The sequence below is a fragment of the Mesorhizobium sp. Cs1321R2N1 genome (genome assembly GCF_037179725.1).
Classification (GTDB): Bacteria; Pseudomonadota; Alphaproteobacteria; order Rhizobiales; family Rhizobiaceae; genus Mesorhizobium; species Mesorhizobium salmacidum.
Map to the genome: position 1 here is coordinate 1 of NZ_JAPYKP010000143.1, position 16,581 is coordinate 16,581.

The 16,581-nt window shown below is 62.2% G+C and carries 18 protein-coding genes; 8 read left to right on the top strand and 10 right to left on the bottom strand.

What is annotated here, in order from left to right; all coding sequences use genetic code 11:
- Positions 1–743, top strand: a 743-nt coding sequence (locus tag O7A61_RS26225) for an FAD-dependent monooxygenase (RefSeq protein WP_337132275.1), incomplete at its 5' end; no start/stop codon positions are given.
- A gap of 19 nt (positions 744–762) precedes the next feature.
- Here O7A61_RS26225 and O7A61_RS26230 read toward each other — a convergent pair.
- From O7A61_RS26230 to O7A61_RS26250, 5 genes are all read right to left on the bottom strand, one after another.
- Positions 763–1,428 (bottom strand): TIGR02117 family protein, encoded by a 666-nt coding sequence (locus O7A61_RS26230; RefSeq protein ID WP_337132276.1) that lies wholly within the window; start codon positions 1,426–1,428, stop codon positions 763–765.
- A gap of 118 nt (positions 1,429–1,546) precedes the next feature.
- Positions 1,547–2,296: an amino acid ABC transporter ATP-binding protein gene (locus O7A61_RS26235; RefSeq protein ID WP_031213892.1), complete on the bottom strand. Its 750-nt coding sequence runs from the start codon at positions 2,294–2,296 to the stop codon at positions 1,547–1,549.
- Positions 2,297–2,375: 79 nt separating this feature from the next.
- Positions 2,376–3,533, bottom strand: coding sequence for an amino acid ABC transporter permease (locus O7A61_RS26240; RefSeq protein WP_140714112.1), 1,158 nt, complete (start codon positions 3,531–3,533; stop codon positions 2,376–2,378).
- 4 nt (positions 3,534–3,537) lie between these two features.
- The gene (locus tag O7A61_RS26245) at positions 3,538–4,725 is read right to left on the bottom strand and encodes an amino acid ABC transporter permease (RefSeq protein ID WP_337132277.1); all 1,188 of its coding nucleotides are present in this window, start codon (positions 4,723–4,725) and stop codon (positions 3,538–3,540) included.
- 62 nt (positions 4,726–4,787) lie between these two features.
- On the bottom strand, positions 4,788–5,816 hold the full coding sequence (locus O7A61_RS26250) for an amino acid ABC transporter substrate-binding protein (RefSeq protein WP_337132278.1): 1,029 nt from the start codon (positions 5,814–5,816) through the stop codon (positions 4,788–4,790).
- A gap of 633 nt (positions 5,817–6,449) precedes the next feature.
- Between O7A61_RS26250 and O7A61_RS26255 the strand changes: the two genes are divergently transcribed.
- The 5 genes from O7A61_RS26255 (at position 6,450) to O7A61_RS26275 (ending at position 10,690) form a co-directional block, all read left to right on the top strand.
- Complete coding sequence (locus tag O7A61_RS26255; protein ID WP_337132279.1) at positions 6,450–7,637, top strand: cystathionine beta-lyase; 1,188 nt, start codon at positions 6,450–6,452, stop codon at positions 7,635–7,637.
- Positions 7,638–7,844: 207 nt separating this feature from the next.
- Positions 7,845–8,924 (top strand): HPP family protein, encoded by a 1,080-nt coding sequence (locus O7A61_RS26260; protein WP_337132280.1) that lies wholly within the window; start codon positions 7,845–7,847, stop codon positions 8,922–8,924.
- Positions 8,925–9,052: 128 nt separating this feature from the next.
- Positions 9,053–9,739 (top strand): RNA polymerase sigma factor, encoded by a 687-nt coding sequence (locus O7A61_RS26265; protein ID WP_337132281.1) that lies wholly within the window; start codon positions 9,053–9,055, stop codon positions 9,737–9,739.
- A gap of 106 nt (positions 9,740–9,845) precedes the next feature.
- Positions 9,846–10,370: a DUF4142 domain-containing protein gene (locus O7A61_RS26270; RefSeq protein ID WP_337132282.1), complete on the top strand. Its 525-nt coding sequence runs from the start codon at positions 9,846–9,848 to the stop codon at positions 10,368–10,370.
- Positions 10,367–10,690, top strand: coding sequence for a cupredoxin domain-containing protein (locus tag O7A61_RS26275; protein ID WP_337132283.1), 324 nt, complete (start codon positions 10,367–10,369; stop codon positions 10,688–10,690). Before O7A61_RS26270 ends, O7A61_RS26275 begins: the two co-directional genes overlap by 4 nt.
- A 22-nt stretch (positions 10,691–10,712) precedes the next feature.
- Here the strand turns inward: O7A61_RS26275 and O7A61_RS26280 are convergent, their stop codons facing one another.
- From O7A61_RS26280 to O7A61_RS26300, 5 genes are all read right to left on the bottom strand, one after another.
- Positions 10,713–11,939, bottom strand: a complete 1,227-nt coding sequence (locus tag O7A61_RS26280; protein WP_027144480.1) for an anion transporter — start codon at positions 11,937–11,939, stop codon at positions 10,713–10,715.
- 151 nt (positions 11,940–12,090) lie between these two features.
- On the bottom strand, positions 12,091–13,053 hold the full coding sequence (locus tag O7A61_RS26285) for a glycosyltransferase family 4 protein (protein WP_337132284.1): 963 nt from the start codon (positions 13,051–13,053) through the stop codon (positions 12,091–12,093).
- Between the two features lie 212 nt (positions 13,054–13,265).
- Positions 13,266–14,054 carry a GGDEF domain-containing protein gene (locus tag O7A61_RS26290; RefSeq protein WP_337132285.1) on the bottom strand — a complete coding sequence of 263 codons (789 nt, stop codon included), beginning with the start codon at positions 14,052–14,054 and terminating at the stop codon, positions 13,266–13,268.
- 200 nt (positions 14,055–14,254) lie between these two features.
- On the bottom strand, positions 14,255–14,476 hold the full coding sequence (locus tag O7A61_RS26295) for a hypothetical protein (protein WP_027144483.1): 222 nt from the start codon (positions 14,474–14,476) through the stop codon (positions 14,255–14,257).
- 594 nt (positions 14,477–15,070) lie between these two features.
- A complete protein-coding gene (locus O7A61_RS26300) occupies positions 15,071–15,943 on the bottom strand; it encodes a ferritin-like domain-containing protein (RefSeq protein ID WP_140507448.1) in 873 nt (290 codons plus the stop codon).
- A 236-nt stretch (positions 15,944–16,179) separates the two neighbouring features.
- Between O7A61_RS26300 and O7A61_RS26305 the strand changes: the two genes are divergently transcribed.
- Together O7A61_RS26305 and O7A61_RS26310 are read left to right on the top strand one after the other, a co-directional pair.
- Positions 16,180–16,332, top strand: a complete 153-nt coding sequence (locus O7A61_RS26305) for a hypothetical protein (protein WP_337132286.1) — start codon at positions 16,180–16,182, stop codon at positions 16,330–16,332.
- An 80-nt stretch (positions 16,333–16,412) separates the two neighbouring features.
- On the top strand, positions 16,413–16,581 hold a 169-nt coding region (locus O7A61_RS26310; protein ID WP_442921064.1), incomplete at its 3' end, for a helix-turn-helix domain-containing protein.

The window sequence follows — 16,581 nt, forward strand, 5'->3', positions numbered from 1 at the left end:
ACGGCGTCTGGTCATCGGTGCGGAGGCTTGCCGGCCCAGGCGGCGGAGCCGGCCTCGCGAACAGCCAATTCTCCGGCGAACTGGCCTGGCGCGCGACGGTGAGCGCGGACAGTGAAGCCGGGCGAGCCTTTGCCGCGATCGGCGCCCCCGACTGCGTCACCACCTTCCTGCACCCCGGCTTTCATTTGGTGGCCTATCCCGTGAGCAAGGGTGACGCGTTCAATCTTGTCGCTTTCACCAAAGGCGAGCGCATTGCCGAGGGCTGGTCCGGACACACCGACCCCGGCATCCTCGCCAGCGCCATGCGTGGCACAGCCGCAGGCCTTGCAAGACTGGTGGAATTGGCTGGCCCATGGCTGACCTGGCCACTCCATACAGTCGATCGGAAGCAGCCCTGGACGATGCCAGCCGGCATCGCGCTGATCGGCGACGCCGCACATGCGATGACTCCGTTCGCGGCGCAAGGTGCTGCCATGGCGATCGAGGATGCCGCGATGCTTGCTGATATCATTGCCGACTTCCCCGGCGACCTGTCGCAAAGCCTCACCATGTGGGAGAAGCTGAGACGACCGCGCATCGAAAAGGTGCTGAAACGCGGCGCGCTCAACCGCCTCGCCTGGCACGCCCGGGGACCGGTGGCATTGGCGCGCAATCTGCTCCTGGCGACGCGGCCGGGAGAGAAGCTCGCGGCGGATTTGGACTGGCTATACGGGTGGGAACAGCAGCAGATCATCCGTCGCTGAAAGGAACCTGCGGCAAGAGCTAATTATACAGCCGCAGCGACAACCCAAGCGATGCCGGCAGCGGGTTCCACCAGCCGGTGCGCAGGCCGGCGGTGCGCAGTGCCGCCGCCGTCCAGGTATTGCAGCCGATCAGCGCGTTGAAACGGCCATTGGCCTCATAAAAGCGGTCGAAATTGGAGTAGGCGGCATTGTCGATGACGATCGGGCCGCTCGGTCCCTGCTGAAAACTCGCTTCGATGAAGTCGAGCAATGCGGCGAAACGGTCCTTGTCCACGTCGAAGCCGGCGACATCGGGGTGCGCCTCGGTGATATCGCCAGCGACGTCGACATGCATCACCGAAGCGTCGAGCGTCAGCGCCTTGAATACGGGCAGCGCCTTCACTTGCGACCATGTCGGCGTTTCCAGGTAAAAGGCCCGCCCACCCCAGCCGAAGACGATATAGCGCAGTTCAGGTGCGCCCGAAGGCAGGCCGGCATCGGTCAGGAAACGGAAGCGCCGGCGCATCTCGTCGTCCACCGGAATGGCGATGTCGGTGTGGATCGCGTTCTTCAGCACCAATATGCGCCGCGTGCCCTCACCCGCGGCGGCCGCCGGCCAGAGCGGCCGCGGCACCAGCGTGCCGAGCGCCACGGCGAGCACCACTGCTGCAACCAGCAGGGCCAGGAAACGCAGGAGTTTTCTCATCGGTGCGGCTTCGCGATTCCGTTCCCGGCTCAATGGAGAAGATCATTACCTGACGAGCTAGACGCAAAAAAGCCCGGCAATGGCGCGGCCGGGCTTTTTCGAATCGGGGTCAGTCCGCTCAGTGCAGGATCTGCGACAGGAATAGTTTCGTGCGTTCGTGGCGCGGATGGTCGAAGAACTCGGCCGGCGTGTTCTGCTCGACGATCTGGCCCTGATCCATGAAGATCACCCGATTGGCGACCTTCCGCGCAAAGCCCATTTCGTGGGTGACGCACAGCATGGTCATGCCTTCTTCGGCCAGTCCAACCATGGTCTCCAGCACTTCCTTGATCATTTCGGGGTCGAGTGCCGAGGTCGGCTCGTCGAACAGCATGATGCGCGGGTTCATGCACAGCGAGCGGGCGATCGCCACGCGCTGCTGCTGGCCGCCGGAAAGCTGGCCCGGATATTTGTTGGCCTGCTCGGGAATCTTGACCCGCTTGAGGAAATGCATGGCGATTTCCTCGGCCTGCTTCTTCGGTGTCTTGCGCACCCAGATCGGCGCCAGCGTGCAGTTCTCCAGGATGGTCAGATGCGGGAATAGGTTGAAGTGCTGGAACACCATGCCGACCTCGCGGCGCACCTCGTCGATCTTCTTCAGATCGTTGGTGAGTTCCTTGCCGTCGACGATGATCTTGCCCTTCTGGTGCTCCTCCAGCCGGTTGATGCAGCGGATCATGGTCGATTTGCCAGACCCGGACGGTCCGCAGATGACGATGCGCTCGCCGCGCATCACCTTCAGATTGATGTCCTTCAGCACATGGAACTCGCCATACCATTTGTGCATGGCGATGATGTCGATGGCGACATCGGTGGTGGAAATCTGCATCTTGGCGGCGTTGACCTTGATCTCTTCCGCGCTGACGGCGTTTTCGGTGGCCATGGCTGGGGTCCCCTTGTTCTTTTGTTTAGCGTTTGTAGCCGGTGTCGAGCCGGCGTTCTGTGTACATTGAATAGCGCGACATGCCGAAGCAGAACAGCCAGAAGACGAAGGCCGCGAAGACCAGGCCGGATTTCGCGGTCTGCGCCGTTGCCCAATTGGCATCCGAGAAGTTCTGCTTGACGATGCCGAGCAGGTCGAACATCGAGATGATGAGGACCAGGCTGGTGTCCTTGAACATGCCGATGAAGGTATTGACGATGCCGGGGATGACCAGCTTCAGCGCCTGCGGCAACACGATCAACCCCATCTTCTGCCAGTAGCCGAGGCCGAGCGAATCGGCGCCTTCATACTGGCCCTTGGGGATCGCCTGCAGGCCGCCGCGCACCACTTCGGCCATATAGGCCGCCGCAAACAGCGATACACCGATCAGCGCCCTTAGATACTTGTCGAAAGTGACGCCGGCCGGCAAGAACAGCGGCAGCATGACGCTGACGAAAAACAGAACGGTGATCAGCGGTATGCCGCGCACGGCTTCGATGAAGATAACGCACAGCATCTTGACGATCGGCATCTTCGAGCGCCGCCCGAGCGCCAGCACGGTCCCCAGCGGCAACGACACGGCGATGCCGACGAAGGACAGGCTCAGCGTGATCAGCAGCCCGCCCCAGCGCGAGGTTTCGACATGCGGCAGGCCGAATATGCCGCCGACCAGAAGGAAGAAGGAAACGATCGGCAGCACCAGGAAGAGCAGGATGGCGTTCAGCCCCTTGCGCGGCACACGCGGCATCAGCATCGGCACCAGCAGTACCACGAACAGGATGGCGACCAGGATCGGCCGCCAGCGCTCCTCGACCGGATAGGTGCCGAACATGAACTGGCCGAACTTGGCGTTGACGAAAGCCCAGCAGGCTCCGCTCCAGCCGTCGGGCTGAATGCCGCCTTGCGCAACGGTCGCGCAGACCGTTCGGTCCGGCCCGGTCCACTGTGCGTTGATGAACGCCCAATTGATGACCTGCGGCAGAATCCAGGCGACGATGACGATGCCGAGGATGGTGAGGATAGTGTCGCCGGCCGAACCGATCAGGTTCCTGCGCACCCAGGCGATGGGGCCGCTGACGCTCGCCGGCGCGGGCTGCGCGAGCGCCATCTCGGTACGCACCCAGGACATGTCATGTTCCTGCATGGCTCTACCTCTCCACCAGCGCCATTCTGGCGTTGACCACGTTCATGACAGCCGAGGTCACAAGGCTGAGTATGAGATAGGCGATCATCATGATCAGCACGCCTTCGACCGCCTGCCCGGTTTGGTTCAGAACCGTGCCGGCTGTCGCCGTCAGGTCGGGATAACCGATGGCGATCGCCAGCGAGGAGTTCTTGGTCAGGTTGAGATACTGGCTGGTCAGCGGTGGGATGACGATGCGCATGGCCTGCGGCACCACGACCAGCCGCAAGATCGACCCGGATCGCAGGCCAAGTGCCGCCGCCGCCTCGGTCTGGCCCTTGCTGACGCCCCTGATGCCGGCGCGCACGATTTCGGCGATGAAGGCCGCCGTGTAGCAGGACAGCGCCAGATAGAGCGACAGGAATTCCGGCTTGACCTGGAAGCCGCCGGTCAGGTTGAAGGTTGACTGTTTCGGCAAATCAAAGCTCAGCGGAAAACCGCTCAGCACGTAAGCGAGCAGCGGCAGGCCGACGATCAGCGCGGCGGACGTCCAGAACACCGGAAATTGCTGGCCTGTCGCCATCTGCCGCTGACGCGCCTTGCGGGCGACGAACCAGGACATGGCGATGCCCACCACAAGGGCGACCAGGATCAGCCAGGAGCCGTCGCCCCAGACTGGGCGGGGAAAATAGAAGCCGCGCTGGTTGAGGAAGGAGCCGAAGGGCAGATGATAGGAGTCGCGCGGCGGCGGCAGTACGGCGAGCACGCCGGAATACCAGAAGAAGATGACCAGCAGCGGCGGGATGTTGCGGAAAATCTCGACATAGACAGTGCAGATCTTCTGGATCAGCCAGTTCTGCGACAGGCGGCCGATGCCGATGATGAAGCCGATGATGGTGGCGGTGATGATGCCGGCGGCGGCAACGATGATGGTGTTGATCAGGCCGACGATGATGGCGCGGCCATAGGTCGAGTCCGACGTATAGGCGATCGGCGTGTCCGATATGTCGAATCCGGCGCGCCCCTTGAGGAAGCCGAAGCCGGAGGCGATGTGCAGGCGATGCAGATTGTCGATGACGTTCTGCACGATCCACCAGACAGAGCCGAACAACAAGACGACGACCAGCGTCTGGAAGAAGAGACTGCGTATTCTCGGATCATTGACGAAGGAGCCGCGGCTCGGCTCCTCGCGTAGGATTTCCTGCGATGCCATGTCACGTCCCCTGTGAAAGAGAAACCGGAAGGCAGGTGCCTGCCTTCCGGATCACATTTCGATCAGCGGATCGGCGGCGCGTATTGCAGGCCGCCCTTGGTCCACAGCGCATTGATGCCGCGGGCGATCTTGAGCGGGCTGCCCGAGCCGACATTGCGGTCGAACATTTCGCCGTAATTGCCGACAGCCTTGACGATGTTGACGACCCAGTCGTTGGAGACGCCGAGATCGGTGCCGATCTTGGTATCGGCTTCCTGGCCGAGCACACGCTTGATCTCCGGGCTGGCGGAGTTCTTCATCTCGTCGACATTGGCCTTGGTGATGCCGAGTTCCTCGGCATCGAGCAGAGCGAAATAGGTCCACTTGACGATGTGGTACCACTGGTCGTCGCCCTGGCGAACGGCAGGTCCGAGCGGCTCTTTCGAGATGATCTCGGGCAGCACGACGTGATCGGCAGGCGAGCCGAGCGTCAAGCGAATGCCGTAAAGGCCCGACTGGTCGGTGGTGTAGACGTCGCAGCGGCCGGCATCATAGGCGGCGTTGACCTCTTCCAGCTTCTCGAAGACGACCGGATTGTATTCCATCTTGTTCGCCTTGAAATAGTCGGCGAGGTTGAGCTCGGTGGTCGTGCCGCTCTGCACACAGACGGCGGCGCCCGAAAGCTGCAGCGCCGAATTCACGCCCGGCAGCTTCTTGGCGTTGATCATGAAGCCCTGGCCGTCATAGTAGGTCGTGCCGATGAAATTCAGGCCGAGCGCGGTGTCGCGGTTGATCGTCCAGGTGGTGTTGCGCGACAGGATGTCGACCTCACCGGACTGCAGCGCGGTGAAGCGCTCCTTGGCGCTGAGCGGCGTGAACTTGACCTTGGTGCCGTCACCGAAGACGGCGGCGGCAACCGCGCGGCAGAAATCGGCGTCGATGCCTTGCCAGTCGCCCTTGTCGTCCGGCGCGGAGAAGCCGGCCAGACCGGTCGAGACGCCGCACTGGATGAAGCCCTTCGCCTTGACGGTGTCGAGCGTCGCGGCTGACGCGGCCGACGCCATCAGTCCGAGCGTGGCGACGCCAAGAATGCCGATAGCAATGTGTTTCATAACCCACAGACCCTTTTCTGTTTTTTCAGGCAAAACCCTGATCTTTTTTCCCTTGTGAACGCAGCTCCCATCCCGGCCCATTCCCGAAACCCCGCATCGCAAACCGACGCACCGCCTCCCATTCACGAACAGCATCGAAGGCGATAATTCCCGTGAGGTCAAGGAAAATGACCGAATTGCAACGGGTTTGAAAATCGATTGCCTGAAATGCCTGAATTGCAGACAGATGCGCCCGCGATTTAGTCAGAAGCGCAAATTTGCTCGGCAAAGCTCATTTGACGCGGATGTGACCCGGGGCTGTAAAATCCGTTCCGGGCTATACCTTAGCGTTACTGCCCTCAGCACGAAATGCATTGACGTTACGTAATAGCCTTCGGCCGACGATACCCCGTGATTGCCGGCCAATATTGCTTGTGGACAAAGTTGGCGCGCATTCTCAAAGCGCGGGAAAGATGAGAAAGGCGCCGACCGCAACCATCAATGCACCGGAGACCCGCGGGATCAATTGCCCAGTTGGGACCACCTTCTCCGAACCCGGGAATTGGCATATTCCATTCCTGGCGGACAGTGGGCTGTTGCACGGCCCACGACGCCGCACTATGGCTAGCGCCTTATCAAACAAGGCGACCAAGAATGGCGAAAGACGGCAGCGAGCAGGGTTCCGGCAAGGTGGGCATCAACACACGGCTTGCCCATTCGGGCAACAACCCGCACGACTATTTCGGCTTCGTCAATCCGCCGGTGGTGCATGCCTCGACCGTGCTGTACCCCAATGCCGCCGCGATGGCTGCACGCAGCCAGAAATACACTTACGGCACGCGCGGCACACCGACGACCGATGCCCTTGCACTGGCGATCGATGCGCTGGAAGGGTCCGCCGGCACCATCGTGGTGCCATCGGGCCTGGCGGCGGTGACCATTCCGCTGCTCGCCTTCGTATCGGCGGGTGACCATCTGCTGATCGTCGATTCCGTTTATCATCCCACGAGAAACTTCGCCGACACGATGCTGAAGCGGTTGGGCGTCGAGGTCGAGTATTATGCTCCCGATGTCGGCGCCGGCATCGCGGCGTTGATCAAGCCGAACACCAAAGTGGTGTTCACCGAATCGCCGGCCTCCAATACGTTCGAGGTGCAGGATATCCCGGCAATCGCCAAGGCGGCGCATGCGGCCGGCGCCATCGTGATGATGGACAACACCTGGGCGACGCCGCTCTATTTCCGGCCGCTCGACCATGGCGTCGACATCTCGATCCACGCGGCGACGAAATATCCGGCCGGACATTCGGACGTGCTGCTCGGCACGGTCTCGGCCACTGAGGCCTGTTGGAAGCAGCTCTACGAGAGCTTTTGCACGCTTGGCTGCTGTGCGGGGCCCGACGATGTCTATCAGGTGCTGCGCGGCCTGCGCACAATGGGCGTGCGCCTCGAGCATCATCAGCGCAGCGCACTCGCCATCGCGTCGTGGCTCGAAGGCCAGAAGGGCGTGGCGCGCGTGCTCCACCCTGCCCTGCCGAGCCATCCGGACCACGCCCTATGGAAACGCGACTTCTGCGGTTCGAGCGGCATCTTTTCCATCGTGCTTGCCGGCGGCGGCCAGAAGGAGCAGCACGCTTTCCTGGACGCGCTGCAGATCTTCGGTCTCGGCTACTCCTGGGGCGGCTATGAGAGCCTCGCTGTGCCGGTCTGGCTTGGCGACCGCGTCGTTGCGAAAGGCCCTTACGAAGGTCCGTTGATCCGCCTGCAGATCGGTCTCGAGGATGTCGACGACTTGAAAGCCGACATCCTGCGCGGACTTACGGCGGCGGCGCGCTCGGGCTGACGTCAGACAGACCCGGCAAAGGGTCGCAAGCCCTTGGCGCTGATGACAAAGCGGGAGCCGCAGTCAGCACTCCGGCGAAAGCCGGCGCGCAATATTATTCTCCTGCGCCGTGACTTTACGGATTTGTTTGACTTTCAAATCGGTGAATTCGGCCGCATTGCGTGCCGCACGCATCCTCGACAGATCCATTCCTCGCAAAGTTTCTCCATGGCCTTTCGTCTTTTTGTCCCCATCCTCGCCGGCGCGACGCTGCGTGAACGCATCCTGGCGTGTATCGGCGCCACGATCGGCATCGCGCTGACCGGCGTGATCAGCGGGCTGGCGATGGGCGGCGGCCCGCATGTGGCCCTGCTGGTGGCGCCGATGGGCGCATCCGCCGTGCTTCTGTTCGCCGTGCCCGCGAGCCCGTTGGCGCAGCCCTGGTCGATCATCGGCGGCAACTCCATATCGGCGCTGGTCGGCGTGACCGTCGCGCATTTCATCCATGATCCGGTGATGGCCTCGGGCCTCGCGGTGGCATTGGCCATCGCCGCGATGTCGTTCACGCGCTGCCTGCATCCGCCAGGCGGCGCCGCCGCGCTGACGGCGGTGCTCGGTGGGCCGGCCGTCATCAGCGCGGGCTTCCTGTTCCCGTTCGTGCCGGTGGCCCTGAATTCGACCATCCTGGTGGCGCTGGGTTTCCTTTTCCACAAGCTGGCGCGGCGCAACTACCCGCATGTCGTGGCACCGGTCGCCAACAGCCACGGTACCGCCGATCCTCCGGCTCAGCAGCGCGCCGGTTTCCGGCCCGAGGACATCGACGCGGCGCTGACGGCGCTCGACGACACCTTCGATATCGACCGCGACGACCTCGAACGGCTGCTTCGACAGGTCGAATTGCAGGCCATGGTGCGGTCGCACCGGAGGCTGCTGTGCGAGGACATCATGTCGCGCGACGTGGTTTCGGTGCCCGAACAAGCCACCGCCGACGAGGCACGCCGGCAACTGCTCGATCACAACATCCGCACCTTGCCGGTGGTTGATGCCGAAGCAAGGCTGGTTGGCGCCGTCGGCCTACGCGAGCTGACGAAAGCCGTCGACACGGTGAAGAGCGTGATGGCAAAAGCCGGCACCGCCTCGCCCGAGACGCCGGCGATGAGCCTGCTTCCGGCGCTGACCGACGGCCGCAGCCATGCCGTGGTGATCGTCGACGGCGAGCGGCGCATTCTCGGCCTGATCACGCAGACCGACCTGCTGGCGGCCGCCGCACGCATGCAGACAGCAGACAAAGGATTGGTGGCGGCCTAGAATAGCGAGCCCGGATCCCGCTGATCCGGGAACCTTTTGCCGGCAGGCGCATCCAACGTGCAGTCAAGTGCATGTTCGAAGAGGCGCGCCTGTTCGAAGAGGCGCCTGTTCGGGGAGATCCGGTCGCGATGAGCAAGCTCGCAACGCCCGCCACGGCACCCATGGTTGCCGAAAGCCTTTCAGGCGACATGCTGCTCGTCCACAAGGCGCAGGCGCGCGAGCCGAATGCTTTTCGCGCCATCATGAAAATACACAACCAGAGGCTCTACCGCATCGCGCGCGGCATTCTGCGCAACGACGCCGAAGCCGAGGATGTCGTCCAGGAGGCCTATGTCAGCGCCTTCGCCAGCCTGGCGGCATTTCGCGGCGAATCCACGCTCGCCACCTGGCTGTCGCGCATCGTCATCAACGAAGCGCTTGGCCGCCTGCGCAAGAAGCGTCGCACAGTGGATATGCCTGACAATCCGGAAGCGCAAATCATCCGGTTTCCCCTCAATTCCAACGACGATCCGGAGCGCGCGATGGCGCAGCGGCAGATTCTCGCACTTGTCGAACGAGCGACCGACAACTTGCCCGACATTTACCGCATGGTCTTCGTCGCCCGCGTCATCGAGGGCCTGAGCATGGAAGAAACCGCCGATTTGCTTGGCGTGCGGCCGGAGACCGTCAAGACGAGGCTGCACCGGGCCCGTGTCCTGCTACGCAAGGCGCTGGACGATGAAATCGGCCCTGTGCTGCTCGATGCCTTCCCGTTCGCCGGGCGGCGCTGCGAGCGACTGACCCAGGCGGTGATGGAACGGCTGGGTTTCGAATGATGCGGTCCTGATTTCCGGGAACGTTTCTCTCTGCCCCGCATCCAATGAGCGTCAACTGAAAGATTTGAGCCCGGCGCCTCTTCGCGGACGGGCCAAGGAGGATGCCATGTTCACCCGATATCCCGTTGCCCTTGCCGCCCTGCTTCTCGTCGGCGCCGCCCCCGTCTCGCAAGCCGCCGACAAGCCGACCGACCCGCAGATCGCCCATATCGCCTATACGGCAGGCGTCCTCGACATCGAGGCGGCCAAGCAGGCGATCAAGACATCGAAGAACAAGGAGGTCGTCGATTTCGCCAGGGACATGGAGCGCGACCACGAAGCGGTGAACAAGCAGGCGCTCGACCTCGTCAAGAAGCTCAAGGTGAAGCCCGAGGACAACGCCACCAGCCAGGCGCTGACGAAGGCCGCGAAAGAGGAACGCGCCAAGCTCGCCAAGCTGAAAGGCGCGGCCTTCGACAAGGCCTATATCGAAAACGAGGTCGCTTATCACAAGCAGGTCGATGGCGCGCTCGAAACCCTGCTCATCCCCTCGGCCAGCAATGCCGAGCTTAAGAGCCTGCTCGAGACCGGCCTCAAGATCTTCCAGGGCCATGAGCAGCATGCCGAACACGTCGCCGGCATGCTGAAATGAAAGCGGGCGCCTTGGATCATCTGGCGTGGCTGGCAATGCTGGCGCTGACCTTTGCGGCGGCGCCGGCGACGGCCGCAACCATCCAGGTGACGATCGACAGGCTCGTCTATTCGCCGGCAAGCCTCCAGGCCAAAGTCGGCGACACGATCGAATGGGTGAACAAGGACGTGGTCGCCCACACGGCTACCGTGAAGGGTGGCTGGGACGTGATGATCCCGCCGAAATCCAAGGGACAAGTGACCCTCAAGACAGCGGGCGCGGTGGATTATTTCTGCCGCTTCCATCCGAACATGAGGGGCCATCTCGATGTGGCGCCCTGAACCGGTCCAGCCGCAGGACCGGTCAGGACATCATAGCCAGCCAGGCAGTGCCGAACGCGAGCGTGATCAGCGTCAGCGGCAGGCCGACCTTGAAGAAGGCACCGAAAGACAACGGTGTGCCTGCCGACTTGGATTGTTCGGCGACGATCAGGTTGGCGACCGAGCCGAGCAAGGTGAAGTTGCCGGCCAGCGTCGAACTCATTGCCACCACCAGCCAGGCGCGCTCGGGGTTCTCCAGGCCGGGGATAAATGGCCTGAGCGCCAGCACGGCCGGAACATTGCTCATGATGTTGGACAACACCGCGGTGAAACCCGACAGCCTCCAGACATCGTCGAGCCCGATGTTCTTGGCCGAGGCGATCATGTCTGATGTCAGCAGCGTCTTTTCCGCGCCCGCAACCACCACGAACAGACCCGCGAACATGAACAGCAGCGGTCCGTCGATCTCGCGGTAGATGCGCGATGGCTTGATGGCGCGGGTGAGCAGCAGAATGGCGCCGCCAATGAGCGCCGCCTTGGCTACGGGAACACCGGCGAAGAAGGCGATCGCCAATCCGATGCAAACGACCACCGCCTTGAGCACCTGACCGCGATGCATGCGGCCGCGCGAGATGTGTGGCGTCAGTTCGCCGTTGCGGGTGAATTCGGCGCGATAGACGATGCGCACAATGACGATGACGGCGACAAGGCCAAACAAGGCCACCGGCGCGAGCGCCGCCGAAAAGGCCGGATAGGAAATGCCAGATAGCGCGCCGATGACCATGTTCTGCGGATTGCCGGTGATGGTGGCGACGCTGCCGCAGTTCGAAGCGGTGGCGGTGGCGATCAGATAGGGGATGGGGTTGCGGTTGATGACGCGGGTGACGTGAACGACGATCGGCGCCATGACCAGGCAGATGGCGTCGTTGACCAGGAAGGCCGACAGCACGCCGGTCAGGAGCGTCACCATCACCAGGAGCATGAACGGCGCATGCGCGTGCTCGATGGCGATTGCGCCGAGACCGCGAAAGGCGCCCGACACCTTCAGATGCGCCACCACGATCATCATGCCGAGCAGAAGCGTGATGGTGTCGAAATTGATGGCGCGATAGGCGTCTTCCATGCTGAGCGCGCCGATGGCGATCATCGCCGCGCCGCCAAGCAGCGCAATGCCTGCCCGGTCAAGCCTTAGGCCAGGTATTCGGCCGATGGCGACTCCGGCATAGGTTAGGACCAGGATCAGCAGTGCCGCGGCGCCCGTCAATGTCATCGGTAAGAAGCCCTGCTCGATCTGTCCGCGCACCGATGCCGGCCGCCCGCGATTCATGTGATCCCAGCTTTAGCGCGATGTCGGGATTGATGCCAAACGGCTACGTGGACTATTGGCGGAGAATATCTGGAGGCCGATGGCGCGGGTGCCGCTAGCGTCGGTAGAAATCCAGCCGCTGTTGCAACGCCTGTGGTGAAAACAGCTGCTCGACTGTCTGCCGCGCCTTGCGGCCGACCGTCGCCCGCAGGCCCGGGTCGGCTTTGAGATCCGCCAGGATCCGCGCCGCCTGTTGCGTCGTTTCAAACAGGAAGCCGTTTTCGCCATGCCTGATGTGGTCGGCGTAGCCGCCTTTCGCATGGCAGACCACGGGCAAACCGCAGGCCATCGCCTCGAACACCACACGGCCGAACGTCTCCACATGGGAGCCGGTGCGATAATAGAACACGTCGAGCGTCGACAGGAACTGTTCTACGGCAAATTCACCCTGCGGCAGGAGTTCGAGTTGCGGATGCGGCGCAAGCCTGTCCTTGAGTGGCATGCCGCCCTGAATCCGCACCGCGATGCCATCGCCAAGCAACGCCTCATAGAGCGCCACATCGTCGGCGTGATGCTTGTCCGCCGTGTCGCGGCTCAGCCGCCCCACGGTGAACGGACCGTTTGGCCTTGCCGGCAGTGGCGAGAAGCGCTCGATCTCGATCGGCGAGGCGTGGACGACGCCTTCGACCTCCAGCATGCGCCTCTGAAAGTCGGAGATCAGCACCAGTTCGGCAGCGGGCCAACCCAGCAGGCGCGGCCTGCGTGTCGTCAGAGCGATGATCTTGGGATGAAAGGTGTTGAAGACATAGATCAGCCGGTGCGGCCGCGGGATCAGATAAGGCCACATCTTGTTGCGCCAGTGCGCGCCAAGAAAGACATAGGTGCCGCCATCCGGCACATTGCGTGTTGCCGGTGAGACGCGGCGTATCGGAAATTCCCGCATCAGGTCTTCGGATACGCGCGACGAGGTTGCCCAGAGGCACACCTGCGAGCCGGCGCTCAACAGCCGATACAACTCCAGGGTTTCGCGCTCACTGCCGCCAAACGGGTTCTGAAAGCCGTTGAATAAATGGATCATGATCGCGGTGCTTACTGGGTTCTATCCCGGCGCGTTTCGCCATTCATTGCCTGCACCCCCAGGGTCGTGCCGTACCCATGAACCGCACGATCGAGGGACTTAAGAGGCAGGACTATTTCCGGCGATACTTCCTACATTGCTTGCCCGGAGGAAGCACACAGATAAGCAAGCGTCAAGGAAGCGGCCGGTGCGAGCTCGCTGCGAGGCCGCCGTCAGTGGACGGTAGCGATGCTGGGCAGAGACACCAGGGAGGCTTCCGCCGGATCGAAGCTGACCTGATCGCGCCCGTTCGACTTGGCGGCATAAAGCCGTCTGTCGGCGGCGGAGAATATTGCCTCGTAGGTGGTCGGCCCGCTGAAGCTGGTGCCACCGATGCTGACGGAAAGCGGGCAGGAGCGGCCGCCCGGGGAAAAGTCCATTTCGCGTATCCGTCGGCGGATGCCTTCGGCAACCAGCCAGGATTGCGAGGGGTCGACACCGGGAAGGAATACGCCGAACTCCTCGCCGCCGATCCGGCCGACGATATCGCCGCCGCGCAGCTGGCCCTTGATCGCCTGCGCGATCAGTTTGAGCGCCTGGTCGCCGCAATCATGGCCGAGACGGTCGTTGATCGACTTGAAGTGGTCGGCATCGATGATCAGCAGCGCGCCGGAACGGATCTCTTCCTGCTTGCGGGTCTGCTCGAGATAGGCCTCGACCAGCATCGAGAAGGCGCCGCGGTTCAGCACCGCCGTCAGGCTGTCCGTCGCGGCGATGACGCTGAGGTCGCGCTGGGCTATCGCCAGCTGGCGGATCTTCCACATCAGGAAAAACAGAAACGAGCCACCCAGCACCAAGGGCAGCAGTAGGTCGGTCAGCTTCGCGCGCCAGACAGATTCGGGCGAAAGATAGGGGAAATTGAACGAATCGACGAAAAACGCCACGGCGATAAAGAATGCCGTGCCGGCGCCGGTGACGGCGATCACCCTGCCCCAGCTGGTCGGCGACAGGTCCAGCTTCATCCCTTACACTCCGTTAGCCGTCCCTACTATGACGTGCCAACGCAAACAAAATGATAAGATTTTCCTTTCAATTCGACATCGGATGACGGGGAGACGAGATCAGATGGCCGGGAGCGGGGCACGATCGCCCAATAGCGGCCGTGTCCCGGTCGTGGAAGCAAATTTACTCTCCGCATTTCGGAGCGGGAGCAATTCCGAAGTCAGCGGGTGGACGCCGGCCCAACCGCCTCGGCGACGAAGGATGCCGCGATCAGGTCGTCGGCATCCAGCTGCAAGGAATCGCCGCCAGCTCCCATGATGGCCGCGACCTTGTGAAAGATTTTCATCTCATGGCCGGAAATTTCGGCATTCTGCATTCGGGCCCTGAGGTCGGCGATACGCCGCCCCAAGGCAGGGGACGTTCCAATCTCACGTTTCGACATAACCTGGTTTCTCCTCCCCCAACCCATGCTTGTTTTGCCCCACCCATTCGCTTGCCCGCACATTGCCCTTTATGAGGCTCCACGAATACAAGCCCCCGAACGCGCAGTTTTGGCCAAGGTTCCAACACGGCCAGATCACGAAATAATTCCAGAGCCCGGCTGGCCCGGAGCTTCTGTTCCAGCTTCCATCACACGGCGTGGCAGCACCGACAGGCAAGGGTGAAGGTCAAGTGGCGGCGTGAGGTCATGCGGCGTAAGCCATTGAAATAATAGCAATACCGACAGAATTCGACCCGGCGACCATCGGCTTGGAAGGTCGAAAGAACATGAACCTTTCTCAGCAGTGTTCCAACTTGCGACACTCTGCAGCATGTGGAGCAGAATAAGAAACTTGGAACTATGCGACGAAGCTAGACACCCTTGGCCTTCGCATAGCCGTTCGGTATGGAATTGGCGATCAGGAGAATGACTGTGACGTTATGGCCGCAGTGTTCACATCGTCAGACGGCGGTTGAGCGGCGGCGCCGTGAGGAAGGCGCGCCCCGAATGCCGCTCCTGAGCTCGCCTGCGCGATCTGATCTCCTCGTGAACGGCTCAGGTGCTCTTCAGCGTACCGTTCATTCCTTCCGGATAGAAGCCGCCCTTGCTGACGCCGTCCTTGTCGGTGAGATACACAATCCGTAGCACTTCCTGCGGTGTTCTGGTGAACGCGATCGCGTCGGGAGTCGAGGGTACGATGTTGGCTCTGCCATTCACCTGGATGCCCTGGTCCTTATCTTCCGGCCCGTCGATCTTGTCTCGTGCATCGGAGACAGCGTTGGCGGCCTTCCAGGCCTTCTCTCCCTTCCGGTATAAGGTGGAACGCGCCATTCCCATATGGTAAGCCTCGACCGCCAATATGCCAGCAGCGGCGGCGAGGAATTCCTTGTTCTTCAGAACCGTCGCCGCACCGGCATAGGCGGTGACGCCAACATCCTCGAACAACATGCCGCCGAGAACGAAGTTGGTTTCGTCGCCGAAGGGATCGAAGTCCGGTCCAAGGCCAGCTGCCTCCGCGACAGCCTTGAATCCTGCATCGAAATCGATGGCCGGTCTGTCGACGGCGTTCTTTCCCAGCGTCTTGCGGTAGAACCGAACGTGCGCGAGTTCGTTTTCAGCAACTTCCTGCATGAATTCGCCGATGGCTGGGGTGTCGAACGACACCTTCTTTCCGCCAACGACCTCGCCGGGTTTCGAACCGGCATCGGCGGCGTCAATGCCTTTTCCGGTGGTGCCGCGCAGGTAGTATTCGGCCTCCATGTATTCCAAGTTGAGCGCAAAACGGAAAATGTCTTCGTCCTGCATTTTCTCCTGGGCATAGGCGCGAGAAACTGGCGCCACGCCCGTCGTCGCGGCGAGGCTGGCTCCCAGCCCAAATTGCAATGCCCGCCGACGAGAAAGGTGGAGTGAGGGGATGGCACGTATCATAGCTTTCTCCCAAAAGCCCGCCGGCATCACCTGTTGGCACCCGATCGCGGGCCAACTGTCCCAACTTCGCGATAGGAGGAATGTTCCTGAAGAAGCTCGGACTTTGTAGGCATCGAGGTTTGAACAGACCGTTCGGTGCTATGACGGCATTCTGAAGCGTGCGTGCGGGTTTCAAAATGGTCCGGCTCGATCCGAGACCAGTGCGCATCGGCCGGCGTGCCTCAAGCGATGGGAGCATGGCGCCCGACCCGGCCCGCCCGCCAGCGGATCGAGACCGCATCATGGAAGGCGCGGCGCGCTGCGCCACCCTGACCGACACGCGCTGGACGTTCCACAACAGCGGCTACACGTCCGAGTTGGAACTTTTCACCCACAGCGGCACTAAGTAACTGTGCCCTTCCCGAGAGATGGGTGACAGTTCATTCCGGATAGATGGGTTACACTTTCGGCCCTTTGCAAGGAGAGCAAGGTGCCTTGGAAGGAGTGTAACGTCATGGATGAGCGGCTGAAATTCATCGCCCGGCTGCTGGACGGCGAGAAGATGGCCGTGCTTTGCCGGGAGTTCGATATCTCGCGCAAGACCGGCTACAAGATCCTCACGCGCTACAACGACAGCGGCCTGGAGGGGCTGACGGATC

Coding starts and splice junctions, on each gene's coding strand:
- O7A61_RS26230 (WP_337132276.1), bottom strand. CDS start 1,428: ATGAGAAAACTCCTGCGTTTCCTGGCCCTGCTGGTTGCAGCAGTGGTG.
- O7A61_RS26235 (WP_031213892.1), bottom strand. CDS start 2,296: ATGCAGATTTCCACCACCGATGTCGCCATCGACATCATCGCCATGCAC.
- O7A61_RS26240 (WP_140714112.1), bottom strand. CDS start 3,533: ATGCAGGAACATGACATGTCCTGGGTGCGTACCGAGATGGCGCTCGCG.
- O7A61_RS26245 (WP_337132277.1), bottom strand. CDS start 4,725: ATGGCATCGCAGGAAATCCTACGCGAGGAGCCGAGCCGCGGCTCCTTC.
- O7A61_RS26250 (WP_337132278.1), bottom strand. CDS start 5,816: ATGAAACACATTGCTATCGGCATTCTTGGCGTCGCCACGCTCGGACTG.
- O7A61_RS26255 (WP_337132279.1), top strand. CDS start 6,450: ATGGCGAAAGACGGCAGCGAGCAGGGTTCCGGCAAGGTGGGCATCAAC.
- O7A61_RS26260 (WP_337132280.1), top strand. CDS start 7,845: ATGGCCTTTCGTCTTTTTGTCCCCATCCTCGCCGGCGCGACGCTGCGT.
- O7A61_RS26265 (WP_337132281.1), top strand. CDS start 9,053: ATGAGCAAGCTCGCAACGCCCGCCACGGCACCCATGGTTGCCGAAAGC.
- O7A61_RS26270 (WP_337132282.1), top strand. CDS start 9,846: ATGTTCACCCGATATCCCGTTGCCCTTGCCGCCCTGCTTCTCGTCGGC.
- O7A61_RS26275 (WP_337132283.1), top strand. CDS start 10,367: ATGAAAGCGGGCGCCTTGGATCATCTGGCGTGGCTGGCAATGCTGGCG.
- O7A61_RS26280 (WP_027144480.1), bottom strand. CDS start 11,939: ATGACATTGACGGGCGCCGCGGCACTGCTGATCCTGGTCCTAACCTAT.
- O7A61_RS26285 (WP_337132284.1), bottom strand. CDS start 13,053: ATGATCCATTTATTCAACGGCTTTCAGAACCCGTTTGGCGGCAGTGAG.
- O7A61_RS26290 (WP_337132285.1), bottom strand. CDS start 14,054: ATGAAGCTGGACCTGTCGCCGACCAGCTGGGGCAGGGTGATCGCCGTC.
- O7A61_RS26295 (WP_027144483.1), bottom strand. CDS start 14,476: ATGTCGAAACGTGAGATTGGAACGTCCCCTGCCTTGGGGCGGCGTATC.
- O7A61_RS26300 (WP_140507448.1), bottom strand. CDS start 15,943: ATGATACGTGCCATCCCCTCACTCCACCTTTCTCGTCGGCGGGCATTG.
- O7A61_RS26305 (WP_337132286.1), top strand. CDS start 16,180: ATGGCGCCCGACCCGGCCCGCCCGCCAGCGGATCGAGACCGCATCATG.